Here is a 19050-nt window from a genome sequence, read left to right as displayed (position 1 = left end):
AGGGCTCAACTCCTTTTTTTTCTTTGCGTGCTTTGCGCCTTTGCGTGCCACTAAAATACCTCCTCTCATTTTTCATTTTTCATTCTTAATTCTTCATTCTTAATTTCCTTCTCCCAGCTTCCCAATACCGACATCTGGCTGCTCGACATCAAAGATGACAAAGGAAAAATAACATTCAGCAACCCCATAAATATTACTGATCGTGAAGGATATGACAATCAACCTGCATTTTCTCCTGATGGAAAATATATTCTCTTTTCATCTGTAAGAGAAGGCGTTCAATCTGACATTTACAAATATGACATAGCAAGCAAACAAACCATACAATTCACCAAAACTGAGGAAAGCGAGTACTCCCCTACTTTTACACTGGATGGAAAATTTATTTCAACCGTACGCGTTGAAAAAGATTCGGCCCAGCGACTATGGAAATTCCCTGTTAATGGCGGAGAGCCAGCTCTTATTATGGATAATGTTAAAAATGTAGGGTACCATTGTTGGATAGATAAAAATACTATTGCCTTATTTATTCTGCCTACTCCTTTTACATTACAAATTGCAAATCTCAAAACTGAAAAAACAACAATACTGGATGATAGCATAGGACGCTGTATCCAAAAAAATTGTAATAAAGACATTGGAAGTTATTTCAAAAAATCATCTGATAGTACTGGTTTTATAAGAAAGTTTGACACTTATTTGATGAAAACCTATCCCGTCAAATACCCTAAAATTGATCTGAGTCCAATTAAAAAATCTGAGGATTTTGTTTGGTATAATGAAAATTACGGACCTGAAAACGACCCAATGATTATCATGGGAGCTAAGTCAACTCTTTATAATGTTGCCGAAGCAGTTGGTTCAAAAAGTATTATGGATAGAGAAATAAACGGCCCATCATTTATAATTCAAGACCTTTCAGGATTTGGTATATACAACATTGGTCGTATAGTATTAAGCCCCGATAAAAAGAAAATAGCAATAGTTACAACCAAGTAGTAACATTGAACACCTGTGCTGAGCATAGCCGAAGCGTTGAACATTCAACATTGAACATTGAACCTTGAACTATGAACTTTGAACTTTGAACTTTGAACTTTAAACTAAAAAATGTACGAACATCATAAAAAACCTTTATTACCTGTAAAAAGATTTGTCGGACGACTTCTTAATAATCTATTAATAGCTTCCATTTTAATAGCACTTGCATTACTAATTGGCATAATGGGGTATCATTTTGTTTGTGGATTGAGTTGGATTAATTCATTGTTGAATGCCTCGATGATATTGGCCGAAATGGGACCTGTTGATACTATTCAAAATAATGCCGGCAAATTATTTGCATCTTTTTACGCCATATTCAGCGGGGTGGCATTTCTTTCAATAATTGCTGTTATACTGGCACCTATGGTGCATCGCTTTTTGCATAAGTTTCATTTGCGGGATGGGGATGAAAATAATTTTAAATAAAAGCCGTGTTGAATGAAAATATCCCCGACAAAGGAACAAGTGGCATCCTTTTTGTTTACATCCCTCCAAAAATGCTTAAATAAATGATTTGAAAAATGTAACCTTTATACCTATCCCCCCGTTTAACACCCGTTATCTGTTTTATGAAGCACTATTTACTATTCATCCTTATTTCTTTCCAATCGTATTTCTGCTTCTCATTGGGGAATGGCCGCGACACAGCACTGCTTGTTGTATCGACATTCAACTTAAAAAATAACCTTGTTAAGAATATTCAGGTGCACCTTTGTATAGATGACAAACGTATAGATTCGACGATTGTTGATGGCAACCAGGCTTTCGGGTTTTACCTTAAACGTAATTTCATATATTCTATTGAGATTGAAAAAGAAGGTTACATAAAAAAAACAATTGGTGTTTCAACCAAATTACCAGACTACGCTATAGAAAAACCATATTACAAATTTTCATTCCAGGTTCCTTTGGACAGAATAGGTGAAGAAGAGAAAAAAATAAAAGGCATTTTTGATTTCCCCACTGCTGTTATTTATTACAACGATGCCATTGGTCAATTTGATTATGGGTTGGATGAGACGAGAACGACAAAAAAGAAGAAGAAAAAGTAAAAGGGCTCAAGCTTCATATCTCAAGTTTAAAGACACATTAAATCTTACCGAAATTTCATATATGGCAGAAACAACCTGAAACCCGAAACCCACAATCCGAAATCCGAAACTTAAAACTAACCAACCGCTTTCTCAATACTTTCCCAAAGTAATTTCGCCGTTTTCTCCCAGGAGAACTGGTGCCTTCTTATCTTTCCTTTCTCAATAAATGATTGCCGCAAAGCCTCATCCCTGGCCAACAACAGCATGGCTTCTTTAATCGATTCTACAGAAAACGGATCAACAAGCAATGCCGCATCACCGGCCACTTCCGGCATAGAAGTGATATTTGAGGTGATCACGACCGTTTCACACCGAAAACCTTCAAGTATAGGAATACCGAATCCTTCAAAATAGGTAACATAAGTGAGAGCGAGCGAAGATGCGATCACCCGATTCAATTCCTCCGGCGAAAGTCGTCCTGTAAAAACAACTTCACTTTTATGCCGCATGGTTTCATAGGTATTTTCAATTTCATCGGTCCACCACATTTTTTTTCCCACAATAACCAACTTAACCTGGCTTGAATAGGCCTTTTTAAATTCGTCGAATGCCTGCAGCAGTCTGCCAATATTCTTTCGCGGATGCAACGCTCCGACAAAAACGAAATAATCCGAGCCCTGGGCATATTTTTCTTTAACCGCCTGCCGCTCCAGCAGGCCAACGGGTCCAAACTGTTCGTTTACCCCATCGTAAACCACATCTATTTTTGATGGTTCAACTCCAAACTCTTTTACAATATCATTCTTTGAATATTCGGAAACTGTAGCCAAACGTGTTGCTTTGTGAGCATATTTCGGGAAAAAATAATTATAATACTTACGTTCAAGAAGCGGCAGATCTTTCGGATGGTGGCGGAAATTAATATCGTGTATAACACCCAATTGCTTTGTATCAGTCTTTAAGGAAAGGTAGCCATCTGTCGATAGAAAAAGGTCCGGCTTCATATCTTTGAGCAAGTGAGCTATTGAAAACTCGAACCATATATAATACAAGAATGGATGGCGCGCCTGCGGGGATAAGATAATCGGGGTAATGTTATCGGCAAATATAAATTCCTCATCGAATTCGCGATCGAATGCGAAAATGAAATGATGTTCCGGATGATCTCTCGCAATGCGTTTAAGCGACTCGTACGTAAACCACCCTATCCCCTCAAGCCTGTTCCTGATCAACAACCTTGTATTTACAACTATTTTCAAAGCACATTTTTTTGATGGGCCAACAAGGTATAAAAAAATATTTATGCCGGGGAAGCTTTTTTAAGCAGTGGTTCTCCTTCAATATCACACAATTATTGTAAATTTAGACGATTATTACCCAAATTTTGGATCTGACATCCCGGTATGCAAAAGAAGTTCATCACTAATCTTGCTATAGTCCTTTTTCTTAACCTGCTTATTAAGCCGATATGGATATTCGGAATTGACCGTGTTGTACAAAACGTAATAGATCCGGCTTCCTACGGGGAATATTTTGTACTATTCAACTTTTCGTTCCTGCTCAATATCCTGCTCGATTTCGGCATAACAAATTTCAACAACACAAACATTGCCCAGAATAACCACCTGCTCACCAAACACTTTTCGAGCCTGGTTACATTAAAACTTGCTCTGGCCGTTGTTTATATTTTAGCCACCCTTACATGCGGCATCATGAATGGATATGACGCACGATTGACAAAACTTTTATTGGTCCTGGGCTTCAACCAGTTCCTTCTGACATTCACACTTTATTTAAGATCAAATCTTGCAGGGCTTCACCTGTTTAAAACAGATAGTGTAATTTCTGTTTTGGACCGGCTGCTTATGATTATAATTTGCGGAAGCCTGCTTTGGGGAAATGCAACCGATCGCAGGATGGATATTATGACCTTTGTTTATACACAAACAAGCGCTTACTTCCTTACCGCCCTTATTACATTTATTATTGTTCTTACTAAAACGCACACTTTCAAACTTAAATGGAACTGGCCCTTTTCCATAATGATACTTAAAAAGAGTATTCCTTATGCTATCCTCGTTCTATTGATGACCTTTTTTAACCGGATCGATAGTGTTATGCTTTTCCGTATACTTCCGTCAACGCCAGAGGCCAGCCAAAATGGGGTTTCTGGAGCAGTACAGGCAAGTATTTATGCTCAGTCATATCGCCTGCTTGATGCGGTAAATATGTTCGCCTTTCTTTTTTCGGGCTTGTTGCTGCCGATCTTTTCACGTATGCTTAAATTCAGGGATTCTGTTGAGCCTTTAGTTAAGCTGGCATTTACTTTATTAATTACCCCCGCTATTGTGCTTGGCGTAGGTTGTGGCTTTTATTCAAAAGAAGTGATAGAAATGCTTTACATCCAGCATTTAGGACAATCAGCCATTGTATATAGTCAATTCCTGGATCAATCCGCAGCCGTTTTCAGCCTGCTTATGTGGTGCTTCATGTGCCAGTCCATGTCATATATTTTCGGAACATTACTGACTGCCAATCGCAATTTAAAGGACCTGAATATTCTTGCCGGCAGCTGCATGATTATAAATATAAGTCTTAACATTATACTTATACCGCATTTACTGGCCTACGGATCAGCTATAGCGGCCCTTGTTACCCAATTCACAATGGCTATTGCACAGATACTCTTTGTTCAGCGCAAATTCAAATTCCGGGTTAATTACCGTTTACTTGTAACCCTTTGCATATTTACGATCGGAGTTATTGCGATCAACTATTTAAGCAAAAATTTCTATTTCGATAGTAAAAAATGGTTCCTTAATTTCGGGTTTATGGTGATAATTTCAATATTATGGGCTTTTTTCACCCGCCTTATCAGTATAAAATCCATGTTCAGGGTATTAAAATATGGATAAGTCCGTTTACCTGTTTTTAGTAATATTTAGTTACTTTTGCGCCTGAATATTTATTAACCCGCAAATTAAATGGAGAAGCTATTGGCCGGAAAGGCACTTTTTGACTCTACCAATATTGTTGCTTTTATATTAAAATGGCGTAAACACGTAATTATTGTTGGCATTGCTGCCGCAATTATTTCCGGGCTTGCTTCATACCTGATAGAACCAAAGTTTCAATCAAAAGTTGTACTATTCCCTACTTCTGCTGTTTCAATTTCAAAATCATTGCTTAAAGAGTGGGATGATGTTTTAAAATTTGGTGAGGAGAAGGACGCACAGCAGATGCTCCAGATATTGACAAATTCAGACGATATTCGTCTGCGCATTACAGAGAAATATAACCTCGAAAAACGTTACAAAGTTAAACCAAATGATCCATATAGAAAACTTCACCTTAAGCAGGAATTTCTTGACCGGGTTTGGTTCTTTCAAAATCCTTTTTACTCTATAGAGATCAATGTACTTGACAGATCACCGGATACTGCCGCCTTTATTGCGAATGACATAGCGGCGTTAATTGATTCTACAAAAAACAAGTTGCAAAAAGAACGTGCCCTGCAGGTACTTAAAATAGTTGAGGACGAATATTTAAAAAAGAAAGCATTTGTTGAAAAACTGCAGGATTCGCTGCGATGGTATACTAACCAGGGAATTTTCGATTACGAAACCCAATCAGAAGTTTTTTATAAACAATATGTAAAAGATATTTCTAAAAACAACACGAACGCCATCCAACAACTTGATAATAAATTAAAACTTATTGGCAATAAAGGATGGGAATATGTTGCTCTCCGTGATTTTGCATACCATGAAAGAAACCAGATGTTCTCATTAATGGTGAAATACGATCAGGCCAAACTTGATGTTGACCGCACATTACCATCCAAATATATCATAACTCCTGCTATACCGGCCGAAAAGCGTATTTCTCCAAACCGTATATTAATAGTTATTATATCTACCATTTCGTCCATGTTCCTGGCCATAATCAGCATTTTAATTCTGGACAGGGTTAAGACATCATAAGCCGGAGTTAAGAGGTTGTTTAAATTTATACCTGTAAATTTATATGAGCGCATTTTTTTCTCAGACGAGGCACTTTTACAGGCAATAGCTCAGCGACCTCTTGCCGAAAAAAGTAACGAAGTATGAGGAAAAAAGGCGCCATAACAAAATGCAGGGATAAATTTTAAACAACCTCTAAGGGCTTTCGTTTTATTTTGATCTCCAAAACCAACATACGGCTATTCTATTCCATAAGCGCATTGTTTATTATTCTCAATGTGATCCTAATGGCAAACAATATTTACTTCCTCAACACATTGCCGCTTGTCCTTATATTCCTGCTTGCGGGAATATTTTCAATGGACAAATTAATGCTGATGATCGTTTTCTGCACTCCTTTGTCATTGACACTTAGCGATCTGTTCAACAGGAGGTTAAGTCCTGATTTCAGCTTCCCGACAGAGCCCCTCCTCTTCGGAATGTTGTTACTGTTTGTTTTTAAAATGATACAGGGCTACAGGGTAGATATAAAAGTGATGAAACACCCCATTACTATTGCAATAATAATTAATCTCGGATGGATCACGCTTACCACACTGACCAGCACCATGCCCGTGATATCAATATGGCACGCGTATGGTTTATCATCACATGCTATTTTATTGCAGTAGAGCTTTTCAAAGACACCGCAAACATAAAACGATTCATGTGGCTTTACATTATACCATTGACCATTGTTATTTTCTATACTATATATAACCATTCACTTTACAATTTTGAAGAAAGACCGGCAAACTGGGCGGTAAAGCCATTTTATAATGATCATACAGCTTATGGAGCCATGCTGGCAATGTTCATTCCTGTATTAATAGGTTTTCTTTATCTTAAAAAAGATTCCAAACGTGTAAAAACATTTACATTTATTTTACTTCTTGTGTTTCTATTGGCTACGATATTGTCTTATACCCGGGCAGCCTGGGTTGGTTTAGCCGCGGCGATAGGGATGCTCATCCTGTTGTTTTTTAAGATCAAATTCCGGATTTTGTTTATTTCATTATTAACTGCGGCAGGTATATTTATTATTTTCCAGGAAAGCATTGTGTCGGTACTTGAGAAAAACAGGCAGGACTCTTCAAACAACTTCACCGATCATATTAAATCAATATCCAACATATCAACGGATGCTTCCAATAAAGAGCGTATCAATCGCTGGAATTGCGCATTCCGTATGTTCAGAGCGAAACCCCTCTTTGGTTTTGGTCCGGGAACATATAGTTTTCAATACGCGCCTTTCCAGGTCACTGAAGAAAAGACAATTATAAGCACCAACCGCGGAGACGGCGGCAATGCTCACAGCGAATACTTCGGTCCGCTTGCTGAAACCGGACTTATCGGAATGCTAATTTTTGTCGTAATTACACTGCTTGTTATATCAACAGCCATGCGATTGTTTTACACAATAGTTGACAGGGAACTTAAACTACTTACCGCTATTATCCTGCTCGGACTCATCACTTACTTCGTACACGGATGCCTGAATAATTTTTTGGATACAGACAAGGCCTCTGTACCATTCTGGGGATTTATTGCCATGCTTACCGTGATAGATATTTACCACGCTAAAAAAGCAGAAGAAGCTACATCACTTAAACCTGCAGCTGAATAGGGCTATATCATCTACATAAGGCATTTTACCTTTGTGTGCTGTAAGTTCATGCAAAATTCGTTTATTAAGATCGCCCATCCCTATTGAAGAAAAGTTAAGCAATAAATCATTTAACGTTTTAATTCCAAACTCCCCGCCATTTTCGTCTTCCAGCTCAACCACGCCGTCTGTATAACATATTACCAGATCCCGTGGATTTACATGCACTACCCCTTCCTTTATCGACATTATATCATCCAACATTCCCAGCCCCGTACATCCCATACGCAGCTGCATGGTATTGGTTCCATTAACTAAAATGGGTGGATTATGTCCTGCATTCACATAATGCAGTGTGCGCGACTTTACATTATATTTCGCGATAAAGAATGTGATAAACTTTTCACCTTTGGCATTGGCCATTACCTTTTTATTCAGTTCACGGATCAGATCGACAAGTGACTTATGCAGGTGCAGTAATACACGCAAATTAGCCTGGAAGTTCGACATCAATAGCGCAGCAGCAACTCCTTTTCCCGACACATCGCCCATACAAAAAACAACTTCATTTTCATTGATCCTGATAAAATCATAATAGTCGCCCCCCACCTGCTGATGCGGAAGATAGACTGCCGACATCTCCATTTTTTCATCATTGGGCAATGAACTCGGGAACAACATGGACTGCATCTCCGAAGCAAGCTCCAGCTCTTTTTTAACAGCTACCTGGTGTAAATTTTCTTTGGCCAGTTTCTTATTTTCGATCGCCACAAAAATAATATTCGCGAGAGTTTGAATGAAAGGCAAGTGTTTGATCGCAGGGCTCAACTGCATTTTCTCTTCTTCCAGATCACCAAGCAGTATATACGCGAGCGGATTGGTTTTGTGAAACACAGGAACCACTATTTCGAATGATTTATTCAGCGCCTCTGAAGAGAACTGGATCGTAGTAATCTCACTTATATTCAATAAATATTTTTCAACGTCAATTTGATTGTATTCACTACCCACTCCATACTTTAAAATACACTCCCATTGATCATCTTCCTTTGAAAACAGCACCAGCTTTCCAATGTTCAATTCACTTCTCAAAAAATCCTCGAATATTTTAAGGAGACCTTCTTTGGAAAGATTATTGTTGATCGCCTTGGTAATTTCCAAAAGCAAATTCAACTTTAGATCTTTATACTTGACTGAAAGTGAACGACCCAGTGTATTTTTACTCATAATAAAACTATTATTCTATTTATTTTTTTCAAGCTGATCGAGTTTATTCAATATCTGCGGAATCTTCTTTATCAATGCCAGTTCTTTCAGTTTTTCCCGGGCATCAACAGCCGGACTTCCAAAATAGGTATTATTTCCTTCCAACGATCCCATTAAACCGGATTGACCAAGTACCACGGCTCCTTTTCCGATCACCAGATTGCTCGGAACACCTACCTGTCCCCACAATGTTACCCTATCCTCAATTGTTACAACACCCGAAATGCCCACCTGAGATGCGAACAGACACATTTCACCAATAACAGTATCATGCCCAACCTGCACGTGCCTGTCCATTTTTGTTCCTTTACCTATAACTGTATCGTGAGAAACACCTTTATCTATTGTGCATAAGGCCCCTATTTCCACATCATCATGTATTACAACACGTCCGCAGGAGATCATTTTATCATATTTATCGGCACGCTTTTTAAAGTAAAACGCATCAGCACCTATAACTGAACCTCCATGTATAATTACATTGTTACCAATTACACAATCATTATATATAACCACATTGGGATGAATAATACAATTGTCGCCGATCTTAACATTATTCCCGATATATACACCCGGCATAATAACGGTATTCTTTCCAATACTCGCGGTATCGCTGATCGGTTTCGCCGAATAATTTAGCGGCTTAAAATGCAGCACAAGTTTATTGTAATCCCTGAAAGGATCATCGGAAATAAGCAAAGCCTTTCCCTTCGGACATTCCACTTTTTTATCGATAAGGATGGTGGTCGCTTTTGATGCCAGGGCTTTATCATAATACTTTGGATGATCAACAAAAACAATATCTCCGGCTTCCACTTTATGAATTTCATTCAGCCCGCTGACTACATGATCAGCCGGGCCTTCAAATTCCACGCCAATTATGGCAGCTATGTCTTTCAATTTATGAGAAACAGGAAACCTCATCTCGTAAGTGTTTTACAACCATTAAATATACAACTACTTTTTAGAAAGCTCTTTTGCACGCTGCTCGGCACGCAGAATACCCCGTGCAAGGTTTTCACCCACTCTATTGTCATTGAAAACAGTAAAAGCAGCCTCGGTTGTCCCTCCCTTTGATGAAACAGCTTTGATCATATCATCCAACGACTTGTTACCAACATTTATCAGGTGAAACGCCCCAAGCATGGTTTGCTTTACCAGCATTGCCGAAACTCCTTCGTCAAACCCCATTTGTTTTCCGGCATCGATCATGTATTTAACCAGGTAAAAGAAATAAGCCGGTCCGCTTCCGCTGAGCGCTGTAACCGCGTCCAGCAATCCTTCATTTTCAAAAAAAACAGTCCGACCGGTAGTCGAAAGCAGATTCTCCGCTTTATGCACCTGCTCCATTGAAAGTGTTTTACTTGCACTATAAGCGGTCATACCCAGCCCGATCTCGGCCGGTGAATTAGGCATGGCCCGCACAACATTTCCGGTTCCCAAGGCCTTTTCAATAAAGGATATATTGATTCCAGCCATGATCGAAATAATTATACTCTTCGGACTAATGACACTTTTAAGACCAGAACTTAATTCGTTAAAATCCTGGGGCTTGACGGAAATTATAATGATATCACTCTCACCGATCTCCTTGTCATTTATAACTGTCACTTTACCTATAGCCAGTTTTTTAAGCTCCTGTTTTCGTTCCTCATTCTTCTCCGCAAGAATAAGATCTGCGGATGATACAATATCGTATTTCAGGAAGGCCCTTGCATAAATAAGCCCCATATTCCCGCAGCCAACAATTGTAAGTTTCATTTCGTTTCAATTATTTTATAATGACAATACTTCTAACATTTTTACCAGGTCGGGATCCATCTTTTGAATATGCTTAACGGCCTTTTCAAAAGGAGTGTACTCAATCTTTTTATTCACCACACCAACCATGAGGTCGCGCTTTCCATTTATCAAAGCCAATACCGCTTCATGACCTAAGCGGCTGGCATTTACCCTATCCATACAGGTTGGAGCTCCGCCCCGCTGAATATGACCAAGAATAGTAATACGCGCGTCATATCCTTTCACCTTGTCGGTTACCTTCTTCGCGATCTCAAATGCTCCTCCTGCTTCGTCTCCCTCCGCTACAATAATTATTTTGGATGATTTTTTACGTTTGACATTTTTTAGTTTATCAACCAAAATATCAATATTTGTGAGAGTTTCAGGCATTAATATAGCTTCAGCCCCGGCGGCTATACCGCTCCTCAAAGCAATCAGGCCGGCGTCACGCCCCATTACCTCTACAAAGAACAGCCGATCGTGGGATTCGGCTGTATCACGTATCTTATCAACGGCATCAACTACTGTATTAATAGCAGTATCATACCCAATAGCAAGATCAGTTCCGACCAGGTCATTATCAATTGTTCCCGGGATGCCTACTATGCTGAATTTGTACTTATCGCCAAATACTTTGGCCCCCCTGAAGGTACCATCACCGCCAACGGTTATTAAGGCATCTACGTTATGTTTTTTAAAATTGTTGAACGCAAGATCCATCCCTTCGTCCGTCATAAAACGGGCGCTGCGGGCTGTTTTTAAAATGGTCCCGCCTCGTTGAATTATATTGGCAACCGATGATGCCTGTAGCTTAATAAACTCGTCGTTTATTAACCCATCGTACCCATGCATAATACCAACAACTTCAAGGTCGTGGTATATCGCGGTACGTACAACTGCACGTATAGCGGCATTCATCCCCGGAGCATCACCGCCAGAGGTAAGTAAGGCTATTTTTTTGATCACTTTTTGCATATAACGAAGGTAAAAAATTAGTTGTTAGTTATCAGTTGTTGGTTTTTGGTTTTTGAGTATTTGGTATTGTATTTTAAACAACTATACTGACAACCGACAACTATCAACTGACAACTGACAACTGACAACCGACAACTGTCAACGGTCATCTACCAACCAGTCACTTCTCCTCCAACATCAACTGCCGGATATACTTTACCGGCGCGCTGCCATAGCTGAGAAACTTTTCATGAAAGGTCTTAAGATCAAATTTATCACCTATTTTTTTCTTAAGCTCTTCACGCAGATCATAAATCTCGGCATAGCCAGTGAAATAGCTGCAAAGCTGCACCTGCGTTAAAGTAACGCGCTTGAATTTACCTTCGGCTTCTGCCTGTTGCTGGAAAGCCTCGCCAACCAATAATTTCATGGCCGCCTCCTTTTCCATACCAAGTACATGAACACTATAATCCAATATGGTATTGCATACAGTGCGCAAATGCCACTTATAATACATGAGCCACATTTCGGGTTCATTACTTCCATAACCATTCTCCATCATCATCCGCTCGGTATAAACGGCCCAGCCTTCTACCATTGCTCCGTTCCCGAACAATGATTTAATAAGGCTTGGCGACTGATTGCTGTATACCAATTGGGTATAATGACCGGGGATTGCCTCGTGAATACTCAGTATCTGTAAGATATAATAGTTGTACTCTCTTAAAAAACTCTCCGCCCTATCAGCGGAATAACCGGCTAAAGAACCTACATTATAATAAGTATTGGCCTCTTTATCATAAGGACCGGGAGCGTTAATAGATGCACTGGCCACACCTGCCATATATGCAGGCTCTTTACGCACCACTAAAGGCTTTGCGGGATCAATATAAATGAGATTCTTTTGCTTTATGAATTCAACCAATTGAGGAATATGTTTTTCTATAGCCGTTTGAAACGAATCGCGATGAACATGTTTTGCAGACAAATGATCGATCATAAGCCTGATGGCCAATAACGAATCACCCGGCAACGGCTTTTTTCCCATGTACTTGTTCCATAATTTTGTCGACAACTGATACATCTCTTTATGTAATTCACTTTTCCGCTTCAATGCACGATGGTAAATTTCTTCAGCAGTTAAACCCGATTGTATGTCGAATTGAAACTTTGGTTCGTACAATTCTTTGCCCAGGTGAAAGCTGCGGGGAGTATCATTCTTCAGGTTTTTCAACCATTCGGCGTAATCCTTTATCGCGGCAACGGCTTTGGCTATACGGCCTTCGTATTCCGATTTAGCTACAGCCTTAAACCTCGACCTTTTAATGGCATCTATCACCTCGGTTTCAAGTACCGGGATCGAATTCAGGTTTTGTTCGATCGCAAGTCGGGTATGCTCAACGGTTGGATTCTTAATATTTTTCTTTGCCGCTTCGTAATAAGCAGGCACATCTTTCAGGCGGTTATAAATATTTATCAAACGTGCTTCCAGCTTTTCAGAACTCCCCGTGAGTAATTCGGAAATACCGCTCACCACATTATATTCAGAAGGATTCCATTCGTAACTTTTGAATACCCCATTACCCCATACAATATCCTTCAGTTTGTTCTCTATCAAATAATAATCGGTTTTGTTATTCGAAGAAAGAGCATTTAAGTCAAATGCTTTCAATGAATCCAGGTTAGCGTTCGCGAACGCATTTTCCCTGGCACGCACCTCATCCGTATGCACAACCAACACACCATCATATTTATGATACCCCATGCCGGAGGCCCAATTCGGAAATACCTTCCAAAGGTTTTCAATAAACCTGGCTTTATAGGCATCGAATTGCCCATCAATATTACCGGTGATCTTGCCGACAGACTTATCACTTCCCGGTTGTCCGCAAGCAGAGGCAAACAGTGCTGCCAGAACTATCAGTTTTACATTCTTCATTTTATATGAATTTACCCAAAGTTAAAGAATTCAGGTAAACGCATATGCCTCTCCTACTTTTATATCTCCGTTTATCATATAAAGTATATAAACCCCGAACATTTTACTATTTTTGGTCGTATTTAAAAATTATAACTCATGAATCATCTCATTTACCTTTTACCACTCTCAGCTATGATAGCCTGTGCAGGAAATAAAGAAGAGAAAAAGGAAGAAAACCCTATTCAATATCCGCAAACAAAAAAGGTGAACACCTCTGATACCTATTTCGGGGCGTCAATAGGCGACCCTTTCCGTTGGCTTGAAGATGATAATTCCGCTGAAACCGCCGAATGGGTGAAGGCTGAAAACAAGGTAACATTTGACTATTTATCTAAAATACCATACCGGGAAAAGATAAAAGAAAGGCTGACAAAGGTTTGGAATTATACCCGCTGCGGAACTCCTTTTAAAGAAGGCAATTACACTTTCTTTTTTAAGAATGATGGGATTCAGAACCAAAGTGTATTATATGTGCAGGAAGGTGCTACAGGTGAGCCCCACGTGCTTATTGACCCTAATAAACTTTCCTCCGATGGAACCACAGCACTCAGCTCACCCGATCCCAGTAAAGACGGGAAAATGCTGGCATATATGCTGGCACAGGCCGGCTCTGACTGGAATGAGATACATGTAATTGATGTAAAAACAGGAACTAATCTTAAAGATGTAATAAAATGGGTTAAATTTTCAGGTATCTCCTGGAAAGGTGACAAAGGCTTTTACTACAGCCGCTACGATGCTCCAAGTGATGGACATACCTACTCAAAGAAAAACGAATATCACAAAGTATATTATCACACCATTGGAGAACCTCAGGAAAAAGATGTATTGGTATTTGAAGATAAGGAACATCCGCAGCGCAACTTTGGCGGGATGATAACCGATGATGAAAGATACCTCATTGTACAGGGTGAAGAATCAACCAGCGGAACATCGCTAATGGTGAAAGACCTGAGCAAACCAAACAGTCCTTATAAAGTTATTGTAGATAATTTTGAGAATAACTATGGGGTTATTGATAATATCGGAGATCAACTGCTGGTCATCACGGATAAAAATGCACCAAAATACCAACTGGTTCTTATCGACCCGAATAAACCACAGCCGGAAAACTGGAAAAAAATAATTCCGGAGTCGAATGACCTGCTGCAATCTGCCAGTATCGGCAACGGAAAAATAATCGCGAAATTTTTAAAAGATGTCACGAGCCGCATTTATGTGTATGACATGGAAGGAAAACAAGAGAGTGAGATAAAACTGGACGGCCTTTGCATGGTTGATGAGATCAACGCTAAAAAGAAGGACAGCGTGATGTTTTACTCTTTTGTTACCTATACAAATCCTACCACCATTTATAAATATAACCTTGCCACCAATCAATCATCGGTTTATTTCAAACCTCAAATTGATTTTAAATCGGGTGACTATGAAACCAAAATGGTTTTCTATCCAAGCAAGGATGGAACCAAAATACCAATGTTCATCACTTCCAAAAAAGGTTTGGTACTTGATGGCAACAACCCTTGCTTCCTCTATGGTTACGGAGGATTCAACATCAGCAATACACCCCGTTTCAGCACAAGCAATATTATTTTCATGGAGCAGGGCGGCATTTATGCTGTTGCTAACCTGCGTGGCGGTGGTGAGTACGGAGAAGAATGGCATAAAGCAGGCACCAAATGCAGCAAACAGAATGTGTTTGATGATTTTATTGCCGCGGCTGATTATTTAGTGAAAGAAAAATACACCACAAACACCAGGCTGGCCATCCACGGTCGCTCCAATGGAGGACTCTTGGTTGGCGCCACAATGACTCAACGTCCCGATCTGGCAAAGGTTGCGCTGCCGGGTGTTGGCGTACTCGATATGTTACGCTATCACAAATTTACCATTGGCTGGGCCTGGGCAAGTGATTATGGTACAAGCGAAAAGAAGGATGAATTCGATTGTTTAATTAAATACTCCCCGCTTCACAATGTGAAAACGTCTGAATACCCTGCAACGATGATACTTACCGGCGATCATGATGACCGCGTGGTTCCTGCAAAATGCCGGCCATGGCGCAGGTAAGCCAACATCCAAACTCATTGAAGAGCAGGCGGATATATGGAGCTTTGTGTTTTATAATTTGGGAGTGGAACCGAAGTTGTAAAGTATTATAAATAATAAAACTACTTTTCATTCTACATATATCCATTTGCAGGATAGAATAATGAGGTAATTGCTGTAGCCGAATTAGACAATATTAATGAAATTTATTATTTCTTTTACTTTCCTAATGTTTTCCAAAACAGTTTGTTCACAGATACATACCAGAGAAGGAAAGAAAAAGTTTTTCAATTCAAGACATTAAACACCTGTATCACAACCAATTAATTACTGATTTATTTTTTTCAAATTTGGAAGTAAACCTGAATTGCAAAAAAATAAAAACCCTGTATCTGGATTACCTGGAAATAGGCAGAATGGCAGCTTAAAAATATAACGGACTATTGGAATCGACTATTCAACCCTTGAGCTGTAGGATCATACACTTGGACTCATCTTCGATAAATCTGAATACGACTTCAGGAGCTACTGTTATCGCAACTCCAGTAATAATATCAGTTATAACGTTTCAGGTACCATGGCAGGTTGTGTCGGATCATTGGCTATCAATATTAAAGTGGATAAGCCGATCACTGCGTCTGTAACTACAAATCTGTCAAATGTATCAACACTTTGTACGAATACTCCTGCGGTATTTGATGCAACGGCTTCTACCAATGTAAGTATGTATACCTGGCCATTCATGGTCTACGCCCAGGATGATTTGACTTCAAAAAAACCATCAGCGGCCTGGGCAAGCCTCACAAAACATAAATCCGTGTCTGGCAACAACCACCACTTACACCCTTACAATAAAAGATACAGGTGGAAATAGTTCAACATCAACAGCTGTGGTAACTGTTAACCCCGGCGGCAAGTATAACCATCGCTGAAACCAATATAACCTGTAGCGGTGCTTCGACAGGCTCAGCAACCGCATCAGTTAACAATGGCAGTGCCACCTTATACTTATAGCTGGAATGGAGGCGTTTCAGGTTCAACGGTTTCAGGTTTGAGTGCCGGTAATTATACGGTAACTGTAATGGGCAGTAAAGGTTGTACGTCAACATCAACGGCAACAATAATTCCACCACCTCCATTAATCGGGCAATTAACAAAAGGTACGGCAAACTGCAACGGATGCGGATGCAAAGAATGGTTAATGATAACTGCCAGCGGCAGAACAAGCCCCTACTCCTACTCCTGGCGGATGGTAATGTTAACAGATCAAAAATCAGCTTTGCCCCGGCGCTTACAACATAAATATTAAAGACAAGAACGGGTGTAGTGTGAATGTTAACCTTACTGCACCCTAAGCTATCAGTTGCCTTTTTTCAGGACTTACACTCTTATAATTTCTGCAAGTACACCTTTTATTTATTATTTACTGATAGTTTGAATCCTTTGCCATGAATATTTTCTATTAAAATATTTTTGTCTTCAGCAAGATACTTTCGTAACCGACTAATGTAAACATCCATGGTATTTATGTTATAATAATTATCGCTCTTCCAAATACAATTAAGCGCCACATCACGATTAATTACACTACCTGCGTTTTCGTAAAACAAATTCAGCAAATCAGCTTCCCTTTGGCTTAACTTAATTGTTTTGTGGTCGTAGATCAGTTTTCGCTCACTAAAAAGAAACAAATATTTCCCGATTTTGTTATTCCTTTCAGCTTTTGCGGTTTTCTTTAACAGGTTTTTAATTTTAATGACCAGTATTTCTGAATCAAATGGCTTTAAAATATAATCAAAAGCACCCAATGAGTACCCTTTGAGAACATCTTCGCGCAAATTTTTTGAAGTTAAAAAAATAAATCTCTGATCCGGATTTATTTTTGATATATCAATTGCAAGATCAAAGCCGTTCATTTCAGGCATCATTACATCCAAAATGCAGAGGTCAAAGATGCCGGATTTATAAGCAGCTAATCCGGCCTTTCCATTTACAGCAAGGCTGACTTCAAAATCATTCATTCCAAGATAGTCACGCAATAAAGGACCAATAATCTCATCGTCCTCTACCAGAAGAATCGTATTCATCTAATAACGGTATTTTTAGTTCAACTGATGTTCCATAATTCAATTTGCTTCTGAGCTTAATATTTCCATTATGTAACTGTACTATTTCCTTTACAAGTGTCAATCCTAAGCCATGTCCTTTAATATTATGTGTGTCAGTTCCTTCAACACGGAAAAATTTCCGGAAAACTTTTTTTTGATTTTCCTTTGATATTCCAATTCCTTTGTCCTTAATTGTAACAACAGCCATTCCATCTTGCTCTATGCTCTGTATTTCTATATCCGGTTTATTTCCGGAATATTTAATTGAGTTGTCTATAAGATTAACAAAAACACTTTCCATATAAAACGCATCCACAAGTACTGTAGCGCCCTTACTATCAGTAGCAAATTTTAAATTAGCGTTTGCAGATTCAATTTTAACTTTCAATTTCTCAATTGATTGCCGGATAATTTCATTAATAGAAATTGACTCAAGAGTTAGCTCAAACTCATTTCTTTCAGCTCTTGCAGTATCTAAAACTTTTTGCACCAAGGTATTAAGTTTACTTCCCTGAGAATAAACGATGGACAGATATTTTTTTACATTAGAAGCAGAGAAATCATTTGAAATCAATAAGCTATCTGCAGCCAGCTGGATTGCAGATATAGGTGTTTTTAGTTCATGCGTCATGTTATTAATAAAATGATTCTTTGATTCAAGATCGGTCTTCTGCTTTTTAAATATCCCCAATGTTCGGTAATAAATGAAGAACAATAAACCGGTAAATAATATTATAAGTGAAAATAATGGAAGTGTCTTTTTCAGGATAAGAGTATCCATTTCTGTAAAATTAACCTGCAAAAGGTAATACTTATCAACAAGCCCGGGTATTGCTATTATAGCCTGATAGTAGTTGCCGTCTTTTGCCTTTTCTGTCCCATTGTAATCCATTAGATTTATCGTGAATTGAGAATCAATGCCATTTTTAAGAACTACTTCATTCAATAAATTTATTAACCTGACCGTATCAATTTTTGAAATATTCCTACTTAGCAACGTAAAATAAATACTATCCTCATGGTTAAATGCGCCAAAAATTCTCCGCCTGCCTTCCATAGAATAAATTTCGTCCACATTGCATTTATTTTTTATTCCACCCGGTTTTCTCGACAACACGGAATCGATCTTCTGAATAAAATCATCAGCTAAAAAATAAGTGTATTCCCTTCCTGCATCCTTCACACTATTTACAGCCGTTTGTTCAAATGTTTTAACGTACACCTT

General features: G+C 39.0%; 17 protein-coding genes and 1 pseudogene. 10 read left to right on the top strand and 8 right to left on the bottom strand.

All coding sequences use genetic code 11. The features are described from left to right. Positions 1-81: 81 nt before the first annotated feature. The 3 genes from HYU69_06780 to HYU69_06770 all read left to right on the top strand — a co-directional run bounded on the left by HYU69_06780 (position 82) and on the right by HYU69_06770 (position 2096). Positions 82-999, top strand: coding sequence for a PD40 domain-containing protein (locus HYU69_06780; protein MBI2270051.1), 918 nt, complete (start codon positions 82-84; stop codon positions 997-999). 111 nt (positions 1000-1110) lie between these two features. Continuing rightward, positions 1111-1470, top strand: a complete 360-nt coding sequence (locus HYU69_06775; protein ID MBI2270050.1) for a hypothetical protein — start codon at positions 1111-1113, stop codon at positions 1468-1470. Positions 1471-1613: 143 nt separating this feature from the next. Beyond that, a complete protein-coding gene (locus HYU69_06770; protein MBI2270049.1) occupies positions 1614-2096 on the top strand; it encodes a hypothetical protein in 483 nt (160 codons plus the stop codon). A 116-nt stretch (positions 2097-2212) separates the two neighbouring features. On the opposite strand, the gene HYU69_06765 is transcribed toward HYU69_06770, so the two are convergent. Then, on the bottom strand, positions 2213-3337 hold the full coding sequence (locus HYU69_06765) for a glycosyltransferase family 4 protein (GenBank protein ID MBI2270048.1): 1125 nt from the start codon (positions 3335-3337) through the stop codon (positions 2213-2215). A 144-nt stretch (positions 3338-3481) separates the two neighbouring features. Here HYU69_06765 and HYU69_06760 point away from each other — a divergent pair, with 144 nt between their 5' ends. The 4 genes from HYU69_06760 to HYU69_06745 all read left to right on the top strand — a co-directional run bounded on the left by HYU69_06760 (position 3482) and on the right by HYU69_06745 (position 7706). Continuing rightward, positions 3482-4993, top strand: a complete 1512-nt coding sequence (locus HYU69_06760; protein MBI2270047.1) for an oligosaccharide flippase family protein — start codon at positions 3482-3484, stop codon at positions 4991-4993. Between the two features lie 69 nt (positions 4994-5062). After that, positions 5063-6061 carry a hypothetical protein gene (locus HYU69_06755; GenBank protein MBI2270046.1) on the top strand — a complete coding sequence of 333 codons (999 nt, stop codon included), beginning with the start codon at positions 5063-5065 and terminating at the stop codon, positions 6059-6061. 194 nt (positions 6062-6255) lie between these two features. Then, positions 6256-6711 carry a hypothetical protein gene (locus HYU69_06750; GenBank protein MBI2270045.1) on the top strand — a complete coding sequence of 152 codons (456 nt, stop codon included), beginning with the start codon at positions 6256-6258 and terminating at the stop codon, positions 6709-6711. Next, positions 6618-7706, top strand: coding sequence for an O-antigen ligase family protein (locus HYU69_06745; GenBank protein ID MBI2270044.1), 1089 nt, complete (start codon positions 6618-6620; stop codon positions 7704-7706). Before HYU69_06750 ends, HYU69_06745 begins: the two co-directional genes overlap by 94 nt. Here the strand turns inward: HYU69_06745 and HYU69_06740 are convergent. The 5 genes from HYU69_06740 to HYU69_06720 form a co-directional block, all read right to left on the bottom strand. Then, entirely contained in the window at positions 7683-8912 is a 1230-nt protein-coding gene (locus HYU69_06740) for a PP2C family protein-serine/threonine phosphatase (GenBank protein ID MBI2270043.1), read from the bottom strand. The genes HYU69_06745 and HYU69_06740 overlap by 24 nt on opposite strands. A 15-nt stretch (positions 8913-8927) precedes the next feature. Next, a complete protein-coding gene (locus HYU69_06735) occupies positions 8928-9875 on the bottom strand; it encodes a UDP-3-O-(3-hydroxymyristoyl)glucosamine N-acyltransferase (protein ID MBI2270042.1) in 948 nt (315 codons plus the stop codon). Between the two features lie 33 nt (positions 9876-9908). Further along, positions 9909-10712: a pyrroline-5-carboxylate reductase gene (locus HYU69_06730; GenBank protein ID MBI2270041.1), complete on the bottom strand. Its 804-nt coding sequence runs from the start codon at positions 10710-10712 to the stop codon at positions 9909-9911. A 15-nt stretch (positions 10713-10727) separates the two neighbouring features. Continuing rightward, entirely contained in the window at positions 10728-11708 is a 981-nt protein-coding gene (gene pfkA, locus HYU69_06725) for a 6-phosphofructokinase (protein MBI2270040.1), read from the bottom strand. Positions 11709-11868: 160 nt separating this feature from the next. Next, positions 11869-13626, bottom strand: coding sequence for a DUF885 domain-containing protein (locus HYU69_06720; protein ID MBI2270039.1), 1758 nt, complete (start codon positions 13624-13626; stop codon positions 11869-11871). A 138-nt stretch (positions 13627-13764) separates the two neighbouring features. Here HYU69_06720 and HYU69_06715 point away from each other — a divergent pair. From HYU69_06715 to HYU69_06705, 3 genes and pseudogenes are all read left to right on the top strand, one after another. Then, positions 13765-15820, top strand: a pseudogene (locus HYU69_06715) (S9 family peptidase). Positions 15821-16294: 474 nt separating this feature from the next. Further along, positions 16295-16591 carry a hypothetical protein gene (locus HYU69_06710; protein MBI2270038.1) on the top strand — a complete coding sequence of 99 codons (297 nt, stop codon included), beginning with the start codon at positions 16295-16297 and terminating at the stop codon, positions 16589-16591. 114 nt (positions 16592-16705) lie between these two features. Beyond that, the gene (locus HYU69_06705; GenBank protein MBI2270037.1) at positions 16706-17026 is read left to right on the top strand and encodes a PKD domain-containing protein; all 321 of its coding nucleotides are present in this window, start codon (positions 16706-16708) and stop codon (positions 17024-17026) included. A 103-nt stretch (positions 17027-17129) separates the two neighbouring features. On the opposite strand, the gene HYU69_06700 is transcribed toward HYU69_06705, so the two are convergent. Together HYU69_06700 and HYU69_06695 are read right to left on the bottom strand one after the other, a co-directional pair. After that, positions 17130-17804 (bottom strand): response regulator transcription factor, encoded by a 675-nt coding sequence (locus tag HYU69_06700; GenBank protein MBI2270036.1) that lies wholly within the window; start codon positions 17802-17804, stop codon positions 17130-17132. Continuing rightward, complete coding sequence (locus tag HYU69_06695) at positions 17773-19008, bottom strand: HAMP domain-containing histidine kinase (GenBank protein MBI2270035.1); 1236 nt, start codon at positions 19006-19008, stop codon at positions 17773-17775. The genes HYU69_06700 and HYU69_06695 overlap by 32 nt, the downstream gene beginning before the upstream one ends. Positions 19009-19050 lie beyond the last annotated feature (42 nt).

It is taken from the genome of Bacteroidota bacterium (genome assembly GCA_016183775.1).
Classification (GTDB): Bacteria; Bacteroidota; Bacteroidia; order JABDFU01; family JABDFU01; genus JABDFU01.
This window is presented reverse-complemented; position numbering and strand designations above follow the sequence as displayed.

What these genes read in the sequence shown, in the direction of transcription:
- HYU69_06775 (MBI2270050.1), top strand. Translation starts at nt 1,111, where the DNA reads ATGTACGAACATCATAAAAAACCTTTATTACCTGTAAAAAGATTTGTC.
- HYU69_06770 (MBI2270049.1), top strand. Translation starts at nt 1,614, where the DNA reads ATGAAGCACTATTTACTATTCATCCTTATTTCTTTCCAATCGTATTTC.
- HYU69_06760 (MBI2270047.1), top strand. Translation starts at nt 3,482, where the DNA reads ATGCAAAAGAAGTTCATCACTAATCTTGCTATAGTCCTTTTTCTTAAC.
- HYU69_06755 (MBI2270046.1), top strand. Translation starts at nt 5,063, where the DNA reads ATGGAGAAGCTATTGGCCGGAAAGGCACTTTTTGACTCTACCAATATT.
- HYU69_06745 (MBI2270044.1), top strand. Translation starts at nt 6,618, where the DNA reads ATGGATCACGCTTACCACACTGACCAGCACCATGCCCGTGATATCAAT.
- HYU69_06740 (MBI2270043.1), bottom strand. Translation starts at nt 8,912, where the DNA reads ATGAGTAAAAATACACTGGGTCGTTCACTTTCAGTCAAGTATAAAGAT.
- HYU69_06735 (MBI2270042.1), bottom strand. Translation starts at nt 9,875, where the DNA reads ATGAGGTTTCCTGTTTCTCATAAATTGAAAGACATAGCTGCCATAATT.
- HYU69_06730 (MBI2270041.1), bottom strand. Translation starts at nt 10,712, where the DNA reads ATGAAACTTACAATTGTTGGCTGCGGGAATATGGGGCTTATTTATGCA.
- pfkA (MBI2270040.1), bottom strand. Translation starts at nt 11,708, where the DNA reads ATGCAAAAAGTGATCAAAAAAATAGCCTTACTTACCTCTGGCGGTGAT.
- HYU69_06720 (MBI2270039.1), bottom strand. Translation starts at nt 13,626, where the DNA reads ATGAAGAATGTAAAACTGATAGTTCTGGCAGCACTGTTTGCCTCTGCT.
- HYU69_06710 (MBI2270038.1), top strand. Translation starts at nt 16,295, where the DNA reads ATGGCAGGTTGTGTCGGATCATTGGCTATCAATATTAAAGTGGATAAG.
- HYU69_06705 (MBI2270037.1), top strand. Translation starts at nt 16,706, where the DNA reads ATGGCAGTGCCACCTTATACTTATAGCTGGAATGGAGGCGTTTCAGGT.
- HYU69_06700 (MBI2270036.1), bottom strand. Translation starts at nt 17,804, where the DNA reads ATGAATACGATTCTTCTGGTAGAGGACGATGAGATTATTGGTCCTTTA.